Source organism: Affinundibacterium baiyunense (genome assembly GCF_018139645.1).
In the GTDB taxonomy this organism is placed as follows: domain Bacteria; phylum Pseudomonadota; class Gammaproteobacteria; order Burkholderiales; family Burkholderiaceae_D; genus Undibacterium; species Undibacterium baiyunense.
Genome location: NZ_JAGSPM010000001.1, coordinates 225,391 through 244,878, shown reverse-complemented (window position 1 = coordinate 244,878; position 19,488 = coordinate 225,391). Strand labels below are relative to the sequence as shown.

At 44.9% G+C, this 19,488-nt stretch carries 15 protein-coding genes; 11 read left to right on the top strand and 4 right to left on the bottom strand.

What is annotated here, in order from left to right; genetic code table 11:
• Window positions 1-5 precede the first annotated feature (5 nt).
• From KDM92_RS01040 to KDM92_RS01030, 3 genes are read left to right on the top strand one after another with little or no spacing between them, the layout of a single operon-like run.
• On the top strand, window positions 6-1,535 hold the full coding sequence (locus KDM92_RS01040; RefSeq protein WP_212682610.1) for a site-specific integrase: 1,530 nt from the start codon (window positions 6-8) through the stop codon (window positions 1,533-1,535).
• Window positions 1,532-3,853, top strand: a complete 2,322-nt coding sequence (locus KDM92_RS01035; RefSeq protein WP_212682609.1) for a hypothetical protein — start codon at window positions 1,532-1,534, stop codon at window positions 3,851-3,853. Before KDM92_RS01040 ends, KDM92_RS01035 begins: the two co-directional genes overlap by 4 nt.
• Complete coding sequence (locus KDM92_RS01030; protein WP_212682608.1) at window positions 3,846-4,331, top strand: hypothetical protein; 486 nt, start codon at window positions 3,846-3,848, stop codon at window positions 4,329-4,331. The genes KDM92_RS01035 and KDM92_RS01030 overlap by 8 nt, the downstream gene beginning before the upstream one ends.
• Before the next feature lie 33 nt (window positions 4,332-4,364).
• Here KDM92_RS01030 and KDM92_RS01025 read toward each other — a convergent pair whose 3' ends face one another.
• The gene (locus tag KDM92_RS01025; protein ID WP_212682607.1) at window positions 4,365-4,586 is read right to left on the bottom strand and encodes a hypothetical protein; all 222 of its coding nucleotides are present in this window, start codon (window positions 4,584-4,586) and stop codon (window positions 4,365-4,367) included.
• Window positions 4,587-4,708: 122 nt separating this feature from the next.
• On the opposite strand from KDM92_RS01025, the gene KDM92_RS01020 reads away from it, so the two are divergent.
• The 3 genes from KDM92_RS01020 (at window position 4,709) to KDM92_RS01010 (ending at window position 8,119) form a co-directional block, all read left to right on the top strand.
• A complete protein-coding gene (locus tag KDM92_RS01020) occupies window positions 4,709-4,942 on the top strand; it encodes a helix-turn-helix domain-containing protein (protein WP_212682606.1) in 234 nt (77 codons plus the stop codon).
• 496 nt (window positions 4,943-5,438) lie between these two features.
• Window positions 5,439-5,660, top strand: coding sequence for a hypothetical protein (locus KDM92_RS01015; protein WP_212682605.1), 222 nt, complete (start codon window positions 5,439-5,441; stop codon window positions 5,658-5,660).
• Window positions 5,657-8,119 carry an ATP-binding protein gene (locus KDM92_RS01010; RefSeq protein ID WP_212682604.1) on the top strand — a complete coding sequence of 821 codons (2,463 nt, stop codon included), beginning with the start codon at window positions 5,657-5,659 and terminating at the stop codon, window positions 8,117-8,119. The genes KDM92_RS01015 and KDM92_RS01010 overlap by 4 nt, the downstream gene beginning before the upstream one ends.
• 54 nt (window positions 8,120-8,173) lie before the next feature.
• Here the strand turns inward: KDM92_RS01010 and KDM92_RS01005 are convergent, their stop codons facing one another.
• Window positions 8,174-9,685, bottom strand: coding sequence for a hypothetical protein (locus tag KDM92_RS01005; RefSeq protein WP_212682603.1), 1,512 nt, complete (start codon window positions 9,683-9,685; stop codon window positions 8,174-8,176).
• Window positions 9,686-9,954: 269 nt separating this feature from the next.
• Window positions 9,955-10,833: a pPIWI-associating nuclease domain-containing protein gene (locus KDM92_RS01000; RefSeq protein WP_212682602.1), complete on the bottom strand. Its 879-nt coding sequence runs from the start codon at window positions 10,831-10,833 to the stop codon at window positions 9,955-9,957.
• A gap of 384 nt (window positions 10,834-11,217) precedes the next feature.
• Between KDM92_RS01000 and KDM92_RS00995 the strand changes: the two genes are divergently transcribed.
• The 4 genes from KDM92_RS00995 (at window position 11,218) to KDM92_RS00985 (ending at window position 16,802) form a co-directional block, all read left to right on the top strand.
• The gene (locus KDM92_RS00995; protein ID WP_230408107.1) at window positions 11,218-12,336 is read left to right on the top strand and encodes an ABC-three component system protein; all 1,119 of its coding nucleotides are present in this window, start codon (window positions 11,218-11,220) and stop codon (window positions 12,334-12,336) included.
• Entirely contained in the window at window positions 12,324-12,824 is a 501-nt protein-coding gene (locus KDM92_RS18820; RefSeq protein WP_329603110.1) for an ABC-three component system middle component 2, read from the top strand. The genes KDM92_RS00995 and KDM92_RS18820 overlap by 13 nt, the downstream gene beginning before the upstream one ends.
• A complete protein-coding gene (locus KDM92_RS00990; protein WP_212682601.1) occupies window positions 12,821-14,689 on the top strand; it encodes a hypothetical protein in 1,869 nt (622 codons plus the stop codon). The genes KDM92_RS18820 and KDM92_RS00990 overlap by 4 nt, the downstream gene beginning before the upstream one ends.
• A 100-nt stretch (window positions 14,690-14,789) precedes the next feature.
• A complete protein-coding gene (locus tag KDM92_RS00985) occupies window positions 14,790-16,802 on the top strand; it encodes a hypothetical protein (RefSeq protein ID WP_212682600.1) in 2,013 nt (670 codons plus the stop codon).
• Window positions 16,803-16,952: 150 nt separating this feature from the next.
• Here the strand turns inward: KDM92_RS00985 and KDM92_RS00980 are convergent, their stop codons facing one another.
• Window positions 16,953-18,317 (bottom strand): hypothetical protein, encoded by a 1,365-nt coding sequence (locus KDM92_RS00980; protein ID WP_212682599.1) that lies wholly within the window; start codon window positions 18,315-18,317, stop codon window positions 16,953-16,955.
• Between the two features lie 529 nt (window positions 18,318-18,846).
• On the opposite strand from KDM92_RS00980, the gene KDM92_RS00975 reads away from it, so the two are divergent.
• Window positions 18,847-19,419 carry a hypothetical protein gene (locus KDM92_RS00975; RefSeq protein ID WP_212682598.1) on the top strand — a complete coding sequence of 191 codons (573 nt, stop codon included), beginning with the start codon at window positions 18,847-18,849 and terminating at the stop codon, window positions 19,417-19,419.
• Window positions 19,420-19,488 lie beyond the last annotated feature (69 nt).

Genomic DNA, 19,488 nt, shown 5'->3' with positions numbered 1-19,488 from the left:
CTCCGATGGACTATCACACCGAAGCACGCTCGTGTAGTTCAGATCAAGACGCTCTGGTACAGCTTTGCCACATACTGCCGCCACTCCCTAGTGCTCTAAGATATTACGATGAGTTTGATGACACTATCAGATCGATTCGAAATCCTGATAGTGAAAAAGTAATTTCATTGATAGCCCACGGCACGACAAGTTATATCGATTTCAGTGAACGCAGATTGGAGGCTGCTACCATATTTAAGCACGTCTTGGCATTCATGCTAATTAATGAACTAAGTCCATCTTCCATAGTGAATTACTTCTCAAAGTTGCATCAACTTTGTGATACCGATGTACTCAATATTGCAGAAAGTAGTCCTACAACAATCGGAAAGATCTGGACCATATTGAGAGCTCGAAATCTTACGCAAGGCGCATACGTACTGGCAAAGCATATATTGAGCTTGCTGTGCGAGTATCGATGGAATGGATGGTCTAACGATTATCGAATCTTTTTGAAGACGGCCCTCCCCTTGCCCCATTCTGACAAGTACGCTGCAGTTCGATCAGGTGATGTGTTCCTATCCGCGGATGAAGAGGCTCTTATTGTGCGTCATCTTGACAACATGGTTGAGAGTTTACAGGCTAGTAATTGTATAACTAATGCGGAATTGATCGATGCTGGAATGCTACTTTGTGCTTATCAGTTTGCAATGCGGCCAGTGCAAATCGGTATTTTAGGCATGCGCAACGTACGAATCTGGTACGACGAAATTTCTGCGACACCTACAGTTCACTTGACGTTTCACGCTGCCAAACAACGAGGAAATAAGAGTCGAATACCTCTACCGAGACGGGTGAAGCGTGAATGGGCTCCAATCTTCATCAATATTAATGCTCGATTGATTGCTGATGGAAAAGCTGAAAATGAAAAATTCTTCCAAGTAAAATCATCTAACGAAGTAAGTTCGAGAATATCTGGACTAGTTCGTAGAATTATCAAATCGGACGACCTTGGAACCGCCACAGATTTGCGCCATACAGCGGCGCAAAGACTCGTTGACGCTGGCGCAAACCACGAAGAGTTGGCCGATTTCATGGGGCACGCCCAGACAAATACTGGACTAGTTTATTACACAACTTCGGCATCCCATGCAGAGCGCGTCAATAAAGCACTTGGTGCTTCTGAAATATACAGACGAGTTGCAAAATTTGCGCATGATCGTTTCATTTCTAACGAAGAACTTTCAACGTTAAAATCCGACCAACAGATTGGTGCTGTACCGCATGGCATTCCAATCGCGGGAATTGGCGGTTGTCAATCCGGTCAATCTGCTTGCCCTTACAACCCAATCACGTCGTGTTACGGTTGTCGTAAATTTATGCCTGTTGCAGATAAAGGGCTACATGAAAGTGTACTTGCAGATATGCGAAAGATCGTCTTATTTTTTGAAAGCAGCTCACGCGGTGACATGAAATCCCCAGCCTATATGCAACTTCAACGAACGATAGCTGAAATCCAAGCAATCATAGAGGAGCTGGAGGAAAATAAAAGATGAACTCGCATTTCACTTCCTTTATCGATCTCGGCAAATCACTTGCAAGAGACAAAGGGCTAGATTGGAACTTCGTACTTACAGAATTAGGGGATGCGGTAGATGGCATAGGATGGAATCTCACCAAAAGTGTTGGTGACACCCCTCCGCCAGTACATTATTTGCGGGGCCTAGGCCAAGATTCCAGAGCGCTAGCCTTTATAAACAAAGAGCGTGAGATTGCGGGTAAAGCATCAGTACATCGGAAAGCACTCTCTCCAGCCTGGTGCGATCTAATCAAAGCTGCCGTTGCTGAACAATTGTTTTTCAAGCGAAATTCGACTGGACATGTTTTTAACAATATCCTCAGACCGTTGCGTGTTTTAGCGACTTGTGTTCCCAAAGAACCATGGGAAATGACGCTAGACGACCTGCAATATGCCATTCGTATTGCATCGGAAATTCAAGCTTCAGGCAAGCTAGGAGACGTGTTAGTGGGGGCGATCAAAGTCGTCTTGGATGCTTACCATGTATGTGATGCTGGTCAGATGTCGGGAATGCTACAGGTCCGCCGACTGTCCGTCAAAAACGTGAAATCACGGCACACTATGTCAAAAGACGAGCTCCGAACAAAACTGGATGAGCGGAAGCAAGCGGAGCGCCTCCCATCACAAAGAGCTTTTTGGGAACTGGTGCGGATTGTAATGACAGAGCGCCCAAAGTCGTTTATGGACGAGTTACGTTTCGCGGCAGTTCAGGTGATGATATTCACTGGTCTACGTGTCGGTGAAGCTGCTCTTCTCCCATTGGATTGGAAGCGCGAGCGTACATACCTAGATGCCAGAGGCCGATCAGCGAGCGAGGCAGGTGGATTTTCGACAGCCCTGATGCTACGTCATTTTGCCGAAAAGCAGCAAGAAGTGGAATCTGATAGTCAAATATTGCGGCAGAACATCCAGTCAGTACCAGAAATGTTTCGCGAAACACTGGTAGCCACTTTGGATCGTATTGTCCAAATAACGGCTCCTCTACGAGATACAATGAAACTCCAATGTATTTCTGGTCGGCTGTTGCCATGGTATAAAGAATCAGATCTCGTGCCTTTCACCGAACTATATACGCGCCTTAGCGGCAATCCCTTCTGGCTCGACATTGATCGCGAACTTTTCCTAAACGAATATCGCGAATCGTTTGATCCAAGCGTTTTTGATAAGCTTAGTCGTTTTCAAGCTGACCTGTACCTGGAATCACAAAGTAAATTAGATATAGCGGTCTATGTTTATGGCAATAGACTGCAGCGAAAAATGCAAAATGGAGATACGCCGCTCGTATTTCGTACTTCAAACGGTCGCCAAATCGCGCCTAGAGCTAGAATGTTATGGGCCGAGACATATCTAAATATTGGTGAACTGGAGGCGTATGTTCGATCGACGACCCCTACTAAGATCTCAGATACCCAGCCTTTCCGAACCGACTCAGGACTAGTATCTCCTTGGGAGTTACTTTTTTTGCACCCTAAGCGATCACTTGCTGAAGAGCGCAACGGTGGCCTATGTGACATTACGCGATACATGTCAGTGAGCCGCCCCGATCCTACACTTATTGGGGTTGCATTAGGTGATCACGTTGCCAACCCCTCCTTATTCTCCCAATATGGTGCAGACGAGGAAGATCGAAAATTAGCACTAGAGTCGCATAAGCTACGCCATTTGCAAAATACAGAGTTATTTCGTCTTGGAGTTGCGGACACCATTATCTCCAAGCGCTTCAACCGCCGTAGCGTGACTCAAAGCTACGAGTATGATCATCGCAGCCTAGCTGAAGAACTCGACCAAATTTCCTTTCCTGAAGAACTTGAAATTGCGTTAGGTGAAAAAACGACCACAGTAGCCAAGCTGATTAAAGTTGGCAAAGCGAACGGACCGATTGTTAACGCTTTTTTGAACATCCAAATGAATCAAGGCGATGCCGCAGCATACGAATATCTGCGCGTAGAGGCAGACGGATTTCATGCGACACCGTACGGACATTGTCTAAACTCATTTACGGTTGATCCTTGTCCAAAGCATCTCGAATGTTTTGCCAATTGTCGACATCTTTCTGCAACAGATTTGCCAGAAAATCGCCAGAATCTTTTACGACTCGAAAGTAAATTAAAGACTGTCGTTGAGACGATCAACGGACGCCCTTCTTCTAGTATAGGCTGGAAAAATCAACTAGAACATGCCAATGATCGCCTCGCTGGCGTCCAAAAGCTCTTGGCGACTTCGCCTGGACAACGGCCATTCCCTAATGGTGAGGACCTTTCACAATCGAACGCACGAGGGATAATGGATGAATAAGCATGAAAAAATTGATTTAGCTGAAGATTTAGATATGCGGAATCTACTGGAAAAATTGCTCGCCGATGATCTAGACATTTCCGCTCGTGCCGTTGCTCGCCTACATCCAACATTAAAGGCCGCATCGTCAATAACGCGAAGCGTTTCACGTAGTAAATTACTTGCGGACTACCAAAAACGCCAGGCGGAATACCGTCGTTGGCGAGGACGTGTTTCAAGACGATCTAGCAAGGATTTAGCTTCGGCACTGGCAGAAAAAGAAATTAGAATAAGAGAACTTGAGACATCTGTTCAACTCTTGACGGCTTCACACCTTGCGATGATCCGGGTTGTTGGCGAGTTAGGAGGTTTTTCAAAATGGGCTAATTTTTTTGAATTTTATACCGCTGCTCGCGACAATCTTTACAAACTTGGTGCATTGCCTGAAACATCGGTCGCACCACTAGCTCAAGTCAATAAAAGAATCAGGAAATCTTAAAGCATTTAAACATCAAGGGCATTCTAAACGCCTCTATAATTTTTTAAGCTCAACCGTGTCTTGAATGGTGCGAAAAGTTTGCGTCAAGGAATCAAGGAAATCCGCTGTAAAGTCAGTCCCACGTTTGGATACACTATAGTGAATTAAAAATTCCCCTATCCCAACGATAACAAGGTCCGCCTTAAGGTTTTCCTTTGCCACTGTTTCTAAGATACATTCTTGTAAATTTCTGATTTGCATACGACTAGTATTCATAACTGTCACTCCTAAACTAAGCAATACTAAACGTTAAGACTTCACGATCAATTTTTAAATAAGGCGCCAATTGTCACTCATAGAGCGTGGCCTGATAGTACTCCGAACTTCACAATCGGGGTATGGCAAAGAATGAAAAAACTCTACATGATCCCAAAATACAATTCGGGTTGAGGTTAATTGAACTTCGAAAAAAACGTGGATGGTCTCAAGAGCAACTTTCACTAGAGAGCGGACTCGCTCGTAGTTATCTTGGCGGCGTGGAGCGAGGTCAGCGAAATATAGCATTGGTTAACATTTGCAAGCTCGCAGAAACACTTGGACTGCAGCCGTCAGAACTGCTGACATTTGATTGATTTAATGAATTAAATCTAGCGTCGATTACATACCTTTTTTATTTGTAAAATCGCGCCGATTCAGGCGTTCAACTCGTTGTTTTGAAACCTCAGCAGCGAGGATGAAAGATTTGCTTCTAATTCATTAATGGGAGTAACTCGTGCGGTTCCCATCTCCGCTCTGATCGAATCGTTTCCAGGTGGTGAACGCATTGGTCGATCAATGACCCGCTTTGAAAACGAGTTCCGCGCAACGAAAATCGCTTCGAAATCAAAGGACTTCGAAACGTTTATCTGGATGTATCCGTTTGTCCATCGACACTACAGGGCGCTTTGGACACCAAATTTCAATGTCCTCTACGAAGTTCATTGTTACCCCCCCATTGTCACGGTGGCAATTCTGAGTGCCCTTCTTCCGCTGGAGCGTGTAAAATCATCAACTAGGCTAACTGTCCAAAATATTGGTGGTGATGCAATATCACCGCTCTTTCGCTAAAATCTCCAAAGAAAGCGACCTATGGATTCGGAAACTCACGACGCAAGCGATAACGAACGGAAGCAAACTGCTCGCGGAAATGGCAGTATCGCTCACACCATCATCGGCGGATTCCTTGACGACTTATCCAAAAAGGAAGGCTACGTTGAAATCGCACCAAAACTACAAGCTGTACTTCTCTCCGATAACAAACCGACCGAGATGGCATTGCGATTGGCGATGTTTGGGGAGGACATTCTATGATTCAGGCTACTCAAATCTCAATTCATGAGTTTCGGGGCATTCGTGATTTGACGCTTGATCTGAACGACAAGAATTTCGCCATCTGCGGTCCCAACGGGACAGGGAAAAGCGGTATTGTCGATGCAATCGAATTCGCGCTTACTGGCAATATCTCACGCCTATCTGGTACTGGAACAGGCGGACTGTCCGTCAAGGAGCATGGCCCTCATGTTGATGTTCGAAACAAACCTGAAGAGGCGCGCGTTTCCCTTACTGTCCACATTCCATCTATCAAACAAGACGTCACGATCGTACGCAACGTAAAGACCATCAAGGCACTCAAGATTTCGCCGGACACTCCTGAAATCAGAGCTATACTTAATAAAGTCGCGCTTCACCCCGAATTCAAACTCTCACGCCGAGAGTTAATCCGATATGTGCTCGCCGAACCAGGTAAGCGATCGCAAGAAGTTCAAGAGCTATTGCGGCTCGACGAAGTAGAATCCACACGAGCGCTCCTTCAAAAAATATCAAATGCAAGCGCACGCGACCTAAGCACTCAGATTGTTGCCAAAGACCGAGCATCGAAAGGACTTATGGCTGCACTGAATATCACGATGCTATCAAAAGGAACGATCCTAGAGGCCGCCAATGAAAAAAGAGCAATCCTTGGACTACCACCGCTCTTGGATTTAGAGGCTAATACCTCTATCAAGGACGGCCTAGTGTCAACCGCAGCTAAGCCAACGCATATGGCGACGGTCCCAAAGCTCGTCGCAAAAACCGATCTCGAATTTGCGAAAACGGCCATAGGCCGCTTGTCAGACGCGGCATACTTGCAAACAATTTCTAAAGCTTCGATACACGTAGCCCAGCTTACAGCAGACGAAAAATTTCTAAACAACGCATCAAAAGCGCAGCTTATTCAATCTTCCCTTGACAGCTACGATGAGCAAGTTTGCCCTGTGTGCGATACGCCGTGGACTCCAGTGCACTTTAGGAAGCACCTCTCCGAAAAACTCCAACACTATGCTGATGCGACAGAGAAACGCAAGGAAGCCGAAAAGGCTCTGCAGCCCGTGATTACACAAATGGGCGAAATAAAACGAGCGCTACTCGTTGCAGCAAAATATGGATCTCAACTTGTCCCAGTAGTTGACTGCTCTGACATTCTAACTTTCATCACTGATATCGACGCTAAAGTAAAGTCGCTTACTAGCTTACTACCGCTTGAAGCCACGATAACAGCACTGACAGGAGCTTCAAACTCACCGGCCAATGTTTCCACGGTTCTCACCCAGTTAGAAGCCGCAGTGAATGCGTTACCCGATCCCAACCAACAAGATGCTGCGCGAGATTTTCTAAGTGTTGGTCAAGAACGATTGGAGACTTACAGGGACGCTGCACTCCTATTAAAAAAAACAGAGCGCATGGCTGAGGTGGCAAAGACGGTACTAGAAACGTACGGGGAATCAACCACTCGGGCACTGAACAAAATCTATAAAGATGTTGAGGAGTCATTTAGCCGTCTTTATCGTCTAGTAAATCATGGCGACGAAGACAAATTTAAGGCTCAGTTGAAGCCGTCCATGGGTAAGCTCAGCTTTGACGTGGACTTTTATGGGCGAGGATTTTTTCCACCTGGTGCATATCACAGCGAAGGTCACCAAGATGGTATGGGCCTTTGCCTATATCTCGCCCTAATGAATCACTTGGCCGGTGACGCCTTTATTTTTGCAGTTTTGGACGACGTTCTAATGTCGGTCGACTCCGGACATCGGAGAGAAGTGAGCCGGATGTTAAAGCAGGAATTTCCAAAAACTCAGTTTGTGCTTACAACTCACGATGAAGTGTGGTTAAAGCATATGAGATCTGCCGGCCTTATCGAAAACAAGCAGTTTGCCCATTTCAGAACATGGAATGTCGATTCAGGTCCGACAGAATGGCATGGCAAGGACGTGTGGCAAGAGATTGACGATTTAATGTTAAAAAATGATATCCGAGCAGCCGCTGCTTTGCTTAGAAACTATCTTGAATATTTCTCTAAAGAAGTGTGCCAATCTTTGCGAGCAAGTGTCGAGTTCAAGGGAGATATGCAGTTCACTTTAGGGGCACTCCTTCCCAATGCAATAGCGAAGATGAAAAAGGTCATCAAGGCCGGAAAAGCTGCCGCAATATCTTGGCAGAAGCATGAGGAAACTGCTGAGCTCAATCGGCGCGAAGAGATCTTCAACGCCGCAGCACAAGCAACACAAGCCGAGCAATGGCAACTTAATGCGCTAGTCCATTACAACGAATGGGCGACCTTGGATAAACACGATTTCGTGAACGTAGTGAACGCGTTTCACGACCTCGAAAAACTTTTCATATGCAAGAAGTGCAACGCGACCATGTATGTCACACCAAATTTTGGTGAGCCAGAATCGCTTACATGCGCCTGTGGAGACTCGTACTTTACGACGCAAAGAAAGGCTGTCTGAGCAGGTATTCTTATTTTCGAAGAATTTTTCTCGACGGCGATTTTTGGAGCGAGTCTACGGAAATTTTAATGATGAGTTAGAAAGAATTTCACTTGCTCTTCGTGAAAAATCGCCTATTCGGCTGAAAACAACGATTCTAGGATTGTCTGTAATTACTGGGAATCGCGAAACAACCATGTGTTGGACGTCAGCCAAGTTAAGCTTGCATTGGAGCAGGTGTTCGCGGTTGAACTCCTTGGTCAATGCGCGTTCATATGAGCGCACTAGGTGTTTGTTGTAGCGTGCAAAACTGGTAGCATCCATATCAACTCGATCGAGATCGATAAAGTTATTCTTGCACTGTACATTCCAAATGACGCCATTTTGTATCGTGACGACATCAAACTCCTGCCGGTCGATGCGAACGATTTCTTGGATAGTAAAGCCCTGATCCTTCAGCGCATCCTTGACCTGATCCTCGAAAATAAACCCAGCGCGAATTTGGAACCGCTTAGACTTGTTTAGGATTCGTGCCCGCCAATTGTATATAAAACGACTCAAAAGGGAGACCGTCGACAAATATCGATCACCGTCTCGTACAAAAGGCGCATAGCTTGAAAGGCACAGCATGTAATTATCAGCACCGCAGGTAAGCGCAGATCGCAGGTTTGCGGTTGCACCGACTTCGCTGACCAAGCAGTTCAATTGCTTCGGTGTGATCTCGACCCAATAATCACGATTGATAAACTCGGTGGATAGACGGCGCACTAACGTGGCTGCGACTGCGAAATCGGTCTTATTGAGATCAAATTCAGCGTACACAGCTTCAATAGCCAAAATATCATTGCGCAATTCCGCCGCGGAGAACAGTCGATCAGCTTGCAGAGGCTCCCTTTCAAGTGTCGCTCCCGCCCTTTCGTTGGAAACGATCATCTCTACGATTGAGGCTCGCTCGGGTTCTAAGTAAAACGTATTCAGCATCGGCAATTCCGTTTTGCCGTCTTCGTTCAATCCTAGACGCTGCTGCGCCAACCTTACCATAAGTAGGTATTGCACAGACATCATCGGGACAGCTGTGCACTCAACGATTGGCAAAAAGCAATTGAATACATTTGAGTGTGAGATCAGCCGTGTCCCTCGACATGCATGCGGCATTAAGTGCAGTAAGCCGACAAAGTGACGCCTTCTCGACTGAAGATAGCCTATCATCGACATTACATTCTTGAATCCACTTGCAGCCTCGAACATCCGGTGGGCCTCGAAGGATATTCCGATAGCTGAACCCAAGCTCAGAATATTGCAAAATCGGTTGGCGAACTTCTCGCTGAATCTGGCAATCAATCGGCGGCGAATCGCCTGAAATTCCCGACCATAGTGCATGAGTTGCAGCAAAGGGAATTCATAGAGTTGCTGTTCGAAATTATCATCGTCCCAGTCGACGTTAGGCAGGTTAATGATTTCTTCGATGCCTCGCATTATATCCAACCACAGGCATATGGCCGACTGAGGCTCGTAGGGCGCAAGTTCAGTCACAATCCGAGTTTCAAGGCCGGCAAGTGCACCTTCTAGCTCTTGTGTTGATAGCATCGTGATAGGGGGATTCTCGTTCAATGCTGCGGCCTCGTCTTTGTTAGATTATTTTTCGGACAGATTATACTAACCAGCTAAGGCGATTGTTAAGTTGGAAAACAAAGTGATGTATGTTTACGGTTATACTGCAGAAGCACATGAAAACATTTCGCACGTTACTTTCTCAATTTAGTATGATTACTGGACATCCCTTAATGTCGTAGACAACTCTTAACTTCCAAATTGTTGTTGCTCGAAAGCTAGGGGAACTGCAGTAACGCAAATAACTATTCTTCGTCGTAATAGTCGTCGTACCAATCAGACGTATCAACTGAGAGCGAGTTTTCTACTGCAGTCACTTCGGAGGGGGATGCAACCGAGCTAGAAAACTTCATCGATAGCGGGAAATTTTCGTTCATGATGGCTCCCATATCATTTCGTACATCGCTGTTTGAACCCCATTGCAACTCCACGCAGATGCTACCATGAGCAATAAACTGGATTTCTTTCGCATCGATACTCACGACCTCGATTAGGTCAAGCTCAACCTCGTCAATACAGTGATGGGTAGCGATTTCATCTACCGACATTACGGTTTCACTGATCACAGCTTGAACGACGTCTTCTTCCACTTGTTCTTGAATTGCTTCGACCAGAGTTTGACGTGCTTCGTCAGCAGCGATCAAAACACCTAGTAAAGCTGTGCAAGCATCAGCCCCATACTTATCGACATCATCGGACGGTGTGTTAAACGTATTAATGGTAACGTGAGTAAATTTACTTAGCGTATTTACGACCTCAGTGAGTCTTTTACGCTCGCTCGTAACATCTATTTGCAGGTCATCTTGGGCAAATGCAGGAGAGATTCCACCGTGAATTACGTAGGAAACGCGGTGCCCTCTTGTCACACCTGTTGCAGAGGTCGGATCGGGCACATACCATGAACATTGTTTTATTTGTTCATTTGGCGCGAGATGGTCGAAAAGATCTCGAACTAGTTCGCGAATAGCAGTGGAAAAATTATTTAACCTCAACGGATTCCCCACCGCACGTAGCGACATTAACGCCCCGTCGAAAAGTTCGCGCTGAAAGTTGGTCTTCAGCGCCGCCTTCAGTTCGTCGAATATGTGCATATTGCCCTTTGACGTTTCTTTATTTTCTGTCATGTGCTCAAAATGCAAAAATATAAAGCATTTTAAATTGACGTGATCTCAGTCAACTTATAGAATTCTTGTCAAGATATAGCCGACACTGATATACGTGAGATCCCATCGCGGAGATATTTTTTTGCCACTTCAATCATTATACCGATTCTCATCTTCACACAAAAGCTGGTGTCCTGAATGATTGAAAGCTGAATTTGCTGGCATCGATTATCCGAGAATCGATGGTTAAATAAGTAGAAATGTTCCATCATTTTTTGAAAATCAGGGGAAATGTAGGGGCATTTAAAACATGTGAAGATGCACGAAATCTCGAGATTATTAAATTTCGCGCAAAGTGATTTGAGTGCATGGCTCGCGCTACCCAAAAAGCGGAAAGATACGAATATGAGAAATCCGATTCAAGAAATTTTTGTCAGCGCGGCGCCTAGCGATTTAGAAGAAAACCCGAGTCCGAAACAAAAGAGGAAGAATCAATTCGCGGTCAAACGCGGCGCCATTCCACCTTCTTCCCAAGTCTTATTATTTCACTCCGACCAGTGGGAGAAACTCGTCGAAGTTGCTTGCCTAAATCGGCCTGTAGGTGATGGGTTGAAGTATGCTTTCGTCAAACAGTTAGGAGGCTCGGGAGATGGTGGGCGAGATATCGAGGCGCGCCTACAGCCCAATCTGATTGAAGGACAGTGGGACCTATACCAGGGCAAACACTATAATCATGCGTTGACTCCAAGCGACGTTTTTAAAGAACTTGCTAAATTTTTTTTGCATCTCGCTGCGAAGACATATCCAGAACCTCGCTACTATTACCTTTGTGCGCCAAGAGGTGTCGGTAACGACCTACACAATCTTATGACCAGACCTCATGAATTCAAACAACGACTGCTTCAGGACTGGAAAGAAGGTAAGACTGGTTTCAAGGGGCGTAGTTTAGAGTTAACCCCAGATCTCGAGAAACTGATTATGACATTCGATTTTGAGAAAATTATTGAATGCCAGACACGCGACATATTGGAGTGGCATTCAAAGGACCAAAGGGCACATTTTGATTTATTCGGCATTGAGGGTGAGCGTGGTGATGACCCTTTGACTCCCGCTGAACCGGAGACCCATGAACAAGTCTATATTGAGGAGTTGCAGAAAGTGTACGCTGAGTTCACCGGCAGGAATTTAACACTAGACGAGCTGATGGCGTCGAGCTCATGTGGCGATCACTTTCAAAGTCAACGAACGAACTTCTATTGTGCAGAGGGACTCAAGATATTTAGCAGAGACACGCACGGAGAAGAGCATTTTGATGATTTACTGAAGATGGTGCTTGTAGGCATCGATCCGAAGATTAAAAGCCCACGACACAAGACCGGATTGGACAGGCTCGAAGCGGGTACAAGTGGAGCTGAACAACTTGTTGTGAATGACAGCGTGTTGGCGCCAAATTTGAGGCCAGGTGATCTTCCAGGGACCTGTCATCATTTAGCTAATCAGAAGAGGCTGAAGTGGGTCAGGTAAAACGACCGGCCTTGCCGGTATTTAATTCTCCTTTTGAACTTGGCATCCGCATGGTCTACCTTCTACAGGCACTAACCCCGCGCGGCGCAGACATTCAAAAACTGGTATTGCTCGACTACGCTGTAGTTTACTCTGGTGATCTTAATGGCCCAAGTAGTTTGCATACTCCGATCCCGTTTCGTGGTGCAGAGTTAATGAGTCGACGGGAGCTTATCGAGCAGGGTCTATATCTTATGAGTACACGCGGGCTAGTCTCAGCTTCACTTGGAACCGATGGTATAACCTACTATTCTGGAGAAGTTGCACGAACAATGACAAGTGCGTTAACTTCAAACTATTTACGAGATCTGGAGCAGCGCTGTAGTTGGGTAGCTGATCGATTCGGCCAAATCGACTCGACAGATTTGACTAGCCGATTTGCCGAAAGCGGCCACCTTTGGGGAGCTGAACTTGAATTTGTGGATCGAAATATACGGAGTGATATATGAGCATAGTTCTAACTTCACTTTCGGTTCACGGCCCAAGCAGCGACGTTGCTGAGGTTAATTTCCACCCTAAACAACGACTTATTCGGGGACCAAGCGAGACTGGGAAGTCTTACATTTACCACTGCCTGTGGTACATGTTAGGAGGCGATGATATTCCCGAAGGGTTCCCGTTAGCGAGCGGCTACCAGGAACTTCGATTACGATTTAGTGCCCACGGAGATGAGTACGAGGTTCGTCGGGGATTATCTGGAGGAGGAGCTACAGTTTATTATCGTCCAATAGGTAATAATGACGGGAGGACTTTTGAACCTCTGGATCAAGATCTTGGAAAATTACTTGTGACCTTATCCGGTGCGAATGGCAAGCAGATTCTTCGCAATCATAGCAAGAGAGGCCCAGTAACGGGAGACGATCTTCGACATTGGTCCCTTTGGTCTCAGTCCGACATCCCTGCCAAACAGCCTAGTGTAGGGGCTGGTCACTCTGCTCCAAAACGTGAGGCTTCTTTTCACCTTTTTCTAACTGGTAGCGATGACTCTGGAATTCAATTGCGAAGATCTCAATCGGACACCGAACGTGCTCGAGGCGAACTGCAAGCAGCAGAGGCCGCTTTAGCGCGCATCCGATCTGTCATGAATGCAGAATTGAGACGAGAAGATGTGGCAGAGGCATTAGACCGAGTAAATGCCACATTGACTGCGATTACAAACCAGTATGATGCCCGCGCAGCTACTCTCAAGACATTGCGTATACAAATTGTGGAAAATATAGACGCTCTACGCATCAGCGAAAATATTCGAAATCATGCGCAATCGATGATTGGCAGATTCGAGCTTTTGCAGAAGAAGTACACTAATGATCTTGCACGTCTTGGCGGAACAAGTGAAGGTGTCGCGTTCTTCCAAGAACTTCCATCCGTTGATTGCCCTTTGTGTGGCACTCCATTGGAAGAACAAGTCGACCCAAATGATTTGCAACCTGGAACGCCAGGCCGTTACAGGACAGCCATCGCAGCAGAGGTCGAGAAGATTCGGAAATTAAATGCGGGGCTTGTCGCAGCGCTTCAGCATGAACGAGGACGCTACCAAACGTACAAAACTAGAACCCACACAATCGAAACTGAACTCAGTCGGCTCCAGAGAAGTGAAGCAACCGCCCTACAAGACGTTCGAATAGAGTTTACGGCAGACCCGAGAAGTCTAGCGCAACAACATTCCGAACTTTCGTCTCAATTGAGTAACTTCGATGAGATACAACGTCTTAGTCTTGAAATTGAAAGGCTCAAGAAGGCCACAGTCCGTAAGCGCATCACTGTAACGCGCGAGAGTGGTTCATTTGGCCGCGAGGTTGCAAATCGTGCTAAGGATCTTCTCAAAAAATGGGGCTTTAGCGCGATTGAAAATATTTCACTTGACGATGAATCCTGTGATCTGCGCATAGATGACCGCTCACGATTAAGTTACGGCGCAGGTGTACGAGGCCTATACCTTTCAGCATTGGTGATTTCATTTATGGAGCACGCCCTTGAAAAAGGCCATCCACATCTTGGTGTGGTTCTCCTAGATTCACCGCTTAAGACGTATGCGGACCCTGAGTCTAACGAGGAACTTGACGTGCCAGCGACGACGGTGATTGACTTATTCTATGATTGGATGTCTACGTGGAACGGGCGTGGCCAAATTATCGTTCTTGAGAACGAGCCCATTAAAACAGACACGGCAAAATTGCTAGATCCTATCACCTTTACGGGTAATATCGGCAAAGGTAGGTATGGCTTTTACCCTGTTCGAGACAAAGTCAACATTAGCGATGTTGCTGGTAAATTTGATGAGAACGGCGATGACGACGCACCTACAATCAATTAAGCACCTCGTTGAAATGCCGGTTTATGATCATATTATAGAAATGCCGCTAATTTTTCGTTTCATATAAGGAAAGAACAAGTCTATCGTTAGAGTTTGTTAGATGATTTCAGTACCTACTGAAACGGGATACTGGATCTTTGTCAGCCAAACAACCTTAAGTCTGCAGGTAAACGACTATTTCATAGAAATTAGAATGAGTGACGACCAAGAAAATCCACGCGAACTTGACCTCAATAAGTTTTTCGAGGCGCCCGATTGCTCTGACTACTTCGCGTATGATCCAAAGCTTACTTCGCTTCCATTCGAACAGGTTCCATGGCCCTCTTTCGAAAAACTAAGTGCACGCTTACTTGATGCAACCTATAGCAGCCGTATGCTGCAGGTATTCGGCTATGGCAGACAAGGACAAGAACAATTTGGGGTCGACATTATCGCATTGAAAGTAGGATCGAAAAAACAGACCGTAATGCAATGTAAAAATGTCAGAAATTTGAGAAAAGGGGAATTGCGGTCATGGGTGCGAAAATTTATCGAAGATAAAAAGGTAGTTGATACTGAGCATTACATTCTTTGCATACCGTTCGCTGTCGAAAAAGATACGAAGCTGCTTGAGGAGTGGACGGAACAAGTATTCTTATTGGACTCCAAAGGTGTTACCGCCGAGCTTTGGAGCTTAAACAAGTTAAACACTCTACTTAGCAACCAACCTGAGTTAGTTGAAGTCTTCTTCGGAGCACAAATTTCTTCACGGTTTTGCTCTACAACACTTGTTCCTGATAAATACCCTGAGCGATACCGCTGCGAGTTTGAAAGCCAATTCGAAAACAATTTTATATTTGAAAATGAAACATTAAGACTTGATGTATTTGTTCCTAACGAACGTTCCCCAAGATTTACATCAATCTTATCGTTTGCGCGTGTAGACTTGAGCGGCATAACGTTTTCCATACCAAGCTTGACAATGATCAAATGGCTTCAATGGGTTGGCCACACAAGAGATCTTTCACAGGCGCCATACGCAAAACCGCTACCTGGATTTAACGGGCGCTATATTTTTGTTGCCCCAGATATACGCCTCTTTTTAGACGAGAGTGAAGTTCGCCATTTGCATTGGGTATTCTCAAGAGCTTGGAGAGCTTATCTGGAGGCGGCCAAGTCGTTAGAAGCAAATTGGCGTTTTATTAGATTTGACCCAATACAAGAGACACAGAAAAAAACATTTGCTCTTGCGAAGATAAGTCGGCCACTTTGGAGAGCATTTCTCTCGTTCGCACAGGAACATGATTCAGGCCAGGGGAACACAAAATGGCATATTTTCGAACGATCAACTGGCTCACTTAAAGTATTTGTCGATGTTGACACAGAATCACTTGACAGAGGTTATCATCTAATTTTAGACGCCTATCAGCAGGGCGGAATCACCCTTCCCTACGACGAAAAAGTCGATCTTGGCTGGTCAGCTATCACCTCTATTTCGAATGAACCCGTGGCGATGCATCCCCGCCACGCTTGGGATGCTGAATATGCACATAATTGGCTCTTCAATGAATTTCTTCCTGCTGTACATGAATGGATCATTCGGGAAGAGGTCCAAAAAGCCAAAGACGGAGCGAATTTTTTCACTAAACTGGTTATGCGTCCGGCGCCGAGTGTTGACCTTTCTCCACACATCTATTCACTTCAGGGGTTTCCAGCTAGATCAATGTCTAATAGCAACCCCACTTTGGAATCATTGACCAAGAATGCTGAACAACTTCAATCTCACTTTCATGTGTACAGAAGAGATGCGGCACTTAATACGAGCGACGTCTTACCTGTATTAAGGCTATTAAAGCGATTGGCAAATATGGTTAACGAGAATTCAGATCGCCATATTCGCGGCAATTTGCAGCTTGGCGATGGCAGTTTGAGTGAAGAGCTTGAAAAACGTATAGAGAGTAGCCAAGAGTCTTCTTACTCCTCGAAACTCTTGGATATGGCTCTTCGCTCATTACTCGCGCTGATATGGAACATAGAACGGCTTCCGGAACCTGAAATGGTGGTTATCTCTGAGACTTTAAACCCATTGTGGGACCGCATGATCGAAGACAGGCTTTGTGACACACTTTATTAAGTGACGATTGATTCATTCTACTTTGATGAAAGACTACTTGTAATATTTGAAGCCCCAGATTGAATCCTCCTAATAGAATCAATACGGAAGTCACCGATTCATATACCTGAGATCGAGATACTCATCACAGAATCAGAGTCTATAACAAAGTTACCGTGCTGCGATCAATGTGATTTCCTGTGTTTCTGCTAAGATGTTTTCAACTTGTTCGTATTTGTTCGCAGCCTCTTGCATCTCATCCGTCCATTTTTCACCATCAATAACTCGATATATTTGCGAAGTGTGATTGCAGTCCCTATTTGGTAAGCAAATCCCAAATATTCGTCTCGCATTAGGGAATTTTGATCGACATACAATCATGTATTTTGTTAGTTCATTAAGCAGATGTGCCTCAAGTTTTTCAATTTGCCATTCCATAGGTGCTGGCGGATATAACAACCACAAATAATAGAGGCTAGGTTCATCGATAGACTCAGCGATGTTACACCAAAATGTATTTGTACTTTCTAGGTAGATATCCATCAATGCTTGAACTAACAATTGACGACTTACGCGAGATTCGCTAGCTAGCATCCGAAATGCCTGTTCGTGATAAGAAATGCTTTGATTTTGCCCGATTATCATTCTCTCAGAAGTGTAGTCTTCGACGACACCCTCGATAAGATGATCGATGAAATACGACATCTCTCTAGCATTTGACTCCTGACGATATGCGTGAGCTGCCCCTCCCAAGTATGTTAACCATTTATCACCTTTAACAACGCGAATATCCTTTTCAATAGGTATAGCATGCAATGGAATAGAGAAAGGTCTGTCTCCTCGTTGGCTCATCATATACAGGGCTACAAGGTTCTCTTCACCATCTATTATCCAGTGCTCACGCAATAGTGCCTCTTTTTTTCGATTAAGATAGTCGATGAAGTCTCTCGTTGTATCGAAACATTGAAATATGGCATCGAGTGCCTTAGTTCCAACGATATGAATAAAGTCCCCATCGTCAGTAAGAGTGCCGACTGAGAAAATTTCTGAACTATCTTTTATTTGGGTATTGATCGTTATGCTTGATCGCCCAAATAACTTGAGACATGGTTCTTCGCATCCATTGGCTACCGCAATAAGATGGATACGCATTTGATCAATTGAAGGAAGACGCAGAGGTAATGGCGAAGATACCTGAGCATTAATATAAACTTTACCTGGATCTCTTTTGAGTTGATTTCGAGCCCCGCATAGTTGTCGTATGCTCGCATCGATTGCTTTTTTGTACCAGCGCTTCCAATTCACTTTAGCATCTGGATGATCGCCGAAGGCGTTAAGTTTATCCGAGATTATGATTACGTCGTTACCGCATACGACTAACACATCGCAGAGCTCCTTTCCTCGTTTGTAAAACGGATTTTCATAACTCCACATTGAAAGGAATGTCTTGCGGGTCATCGCGCTTAAGCGCGCCTCGGAAGCATTGAGACTCATTTTGTTTTTTTCGAAGGGCAGGTTTAGAGTTTGCATTTCCATCATAACATTTTCACGTTTATATATTAAAAGAACGCGACATGTTTCTGCGTTAACAATCAAGATGCTGACAAATGGCTTGAAAATTATCGCTGAAGGAGAAGAACTCTTATCTGGAATTTACATTCGAAGTTGGTTTTAAGTGCTGCCTTTAAGATAAAGAATACGCAACACGAATGGTTAATTTTTAATAGCAACATGTGATGCATATAAAAAACACAGAAGTCTAAATTATTCAACGAGTTACGTTCGCAACACCCACCCTAAACGACCAAGATTGCGAATATTGTATTATCCTGTTTAGTGCTTTTGTGTGAGTATTTAAAGCTGCTCCAAACAAAACCAACTCTACACCAACGACAAACAAGAACACTAACTATCAATCCACCCAAACAAAGATTCGCAAAAAGCAGCTATGAACTTTATCTCATCACAAACGTCGAACCGGCGTGATCACGTTAATGTTCTACTCGTACGCTATTTGATCAAGTCCAATCTCAATGTACCCATCAACATTAGGAGTAAAAATAAAATGTATTCAAAAATAATCGCTAGCTCAGTCTTGCTTGGTGCAACTTTATTTGGTGCCCCAAGCTTTGCCTCAGATAAACCAGCCATGCTGCAACAAAATTCACCGGTTCTCGTAACTTCACCTGTGGCACGTGTTGCTGATGTTCAAACGATTGATGGCATTGTCGCGGCTCTATACGATGTGATTTCTGGCGGCATTGGTCAGCCGCGTGATTGGAATCGTATGCGGTCTTTGTTTATTCCGGAAGCAAGAATCATGGCGATTGGGCCTAAACGTGACTCTAAAGATCTCGCTCTTCGTATCATGACGGTCAGTGATTATATTGCCAACTCTGGACCAATTTTGATTGAAACGGGATTTCGCGAGAAAGAGTTAAGCCGTAAAACCGAAGTTTGGGGTGAATTAGCTCATATCTTCACAACCTATGAAACCAATACCGAAAAAAGTAAAACTGCACAACGTGGCATTAATAGCGTGCAACTAATGAATGATGGTACAAGATGGTGGATTGTTTCTTTGCTGTTTGAAGCAGAAAGGGCGCAATTAAGTTTGCCTGAGACCTATTTAAAATAATAAGCTGAAGTGTTTTGCTCGAAACAAAAAAAGGGTGGAAAGTTCTGGCTTCCACCCTTTCGTTTTTTC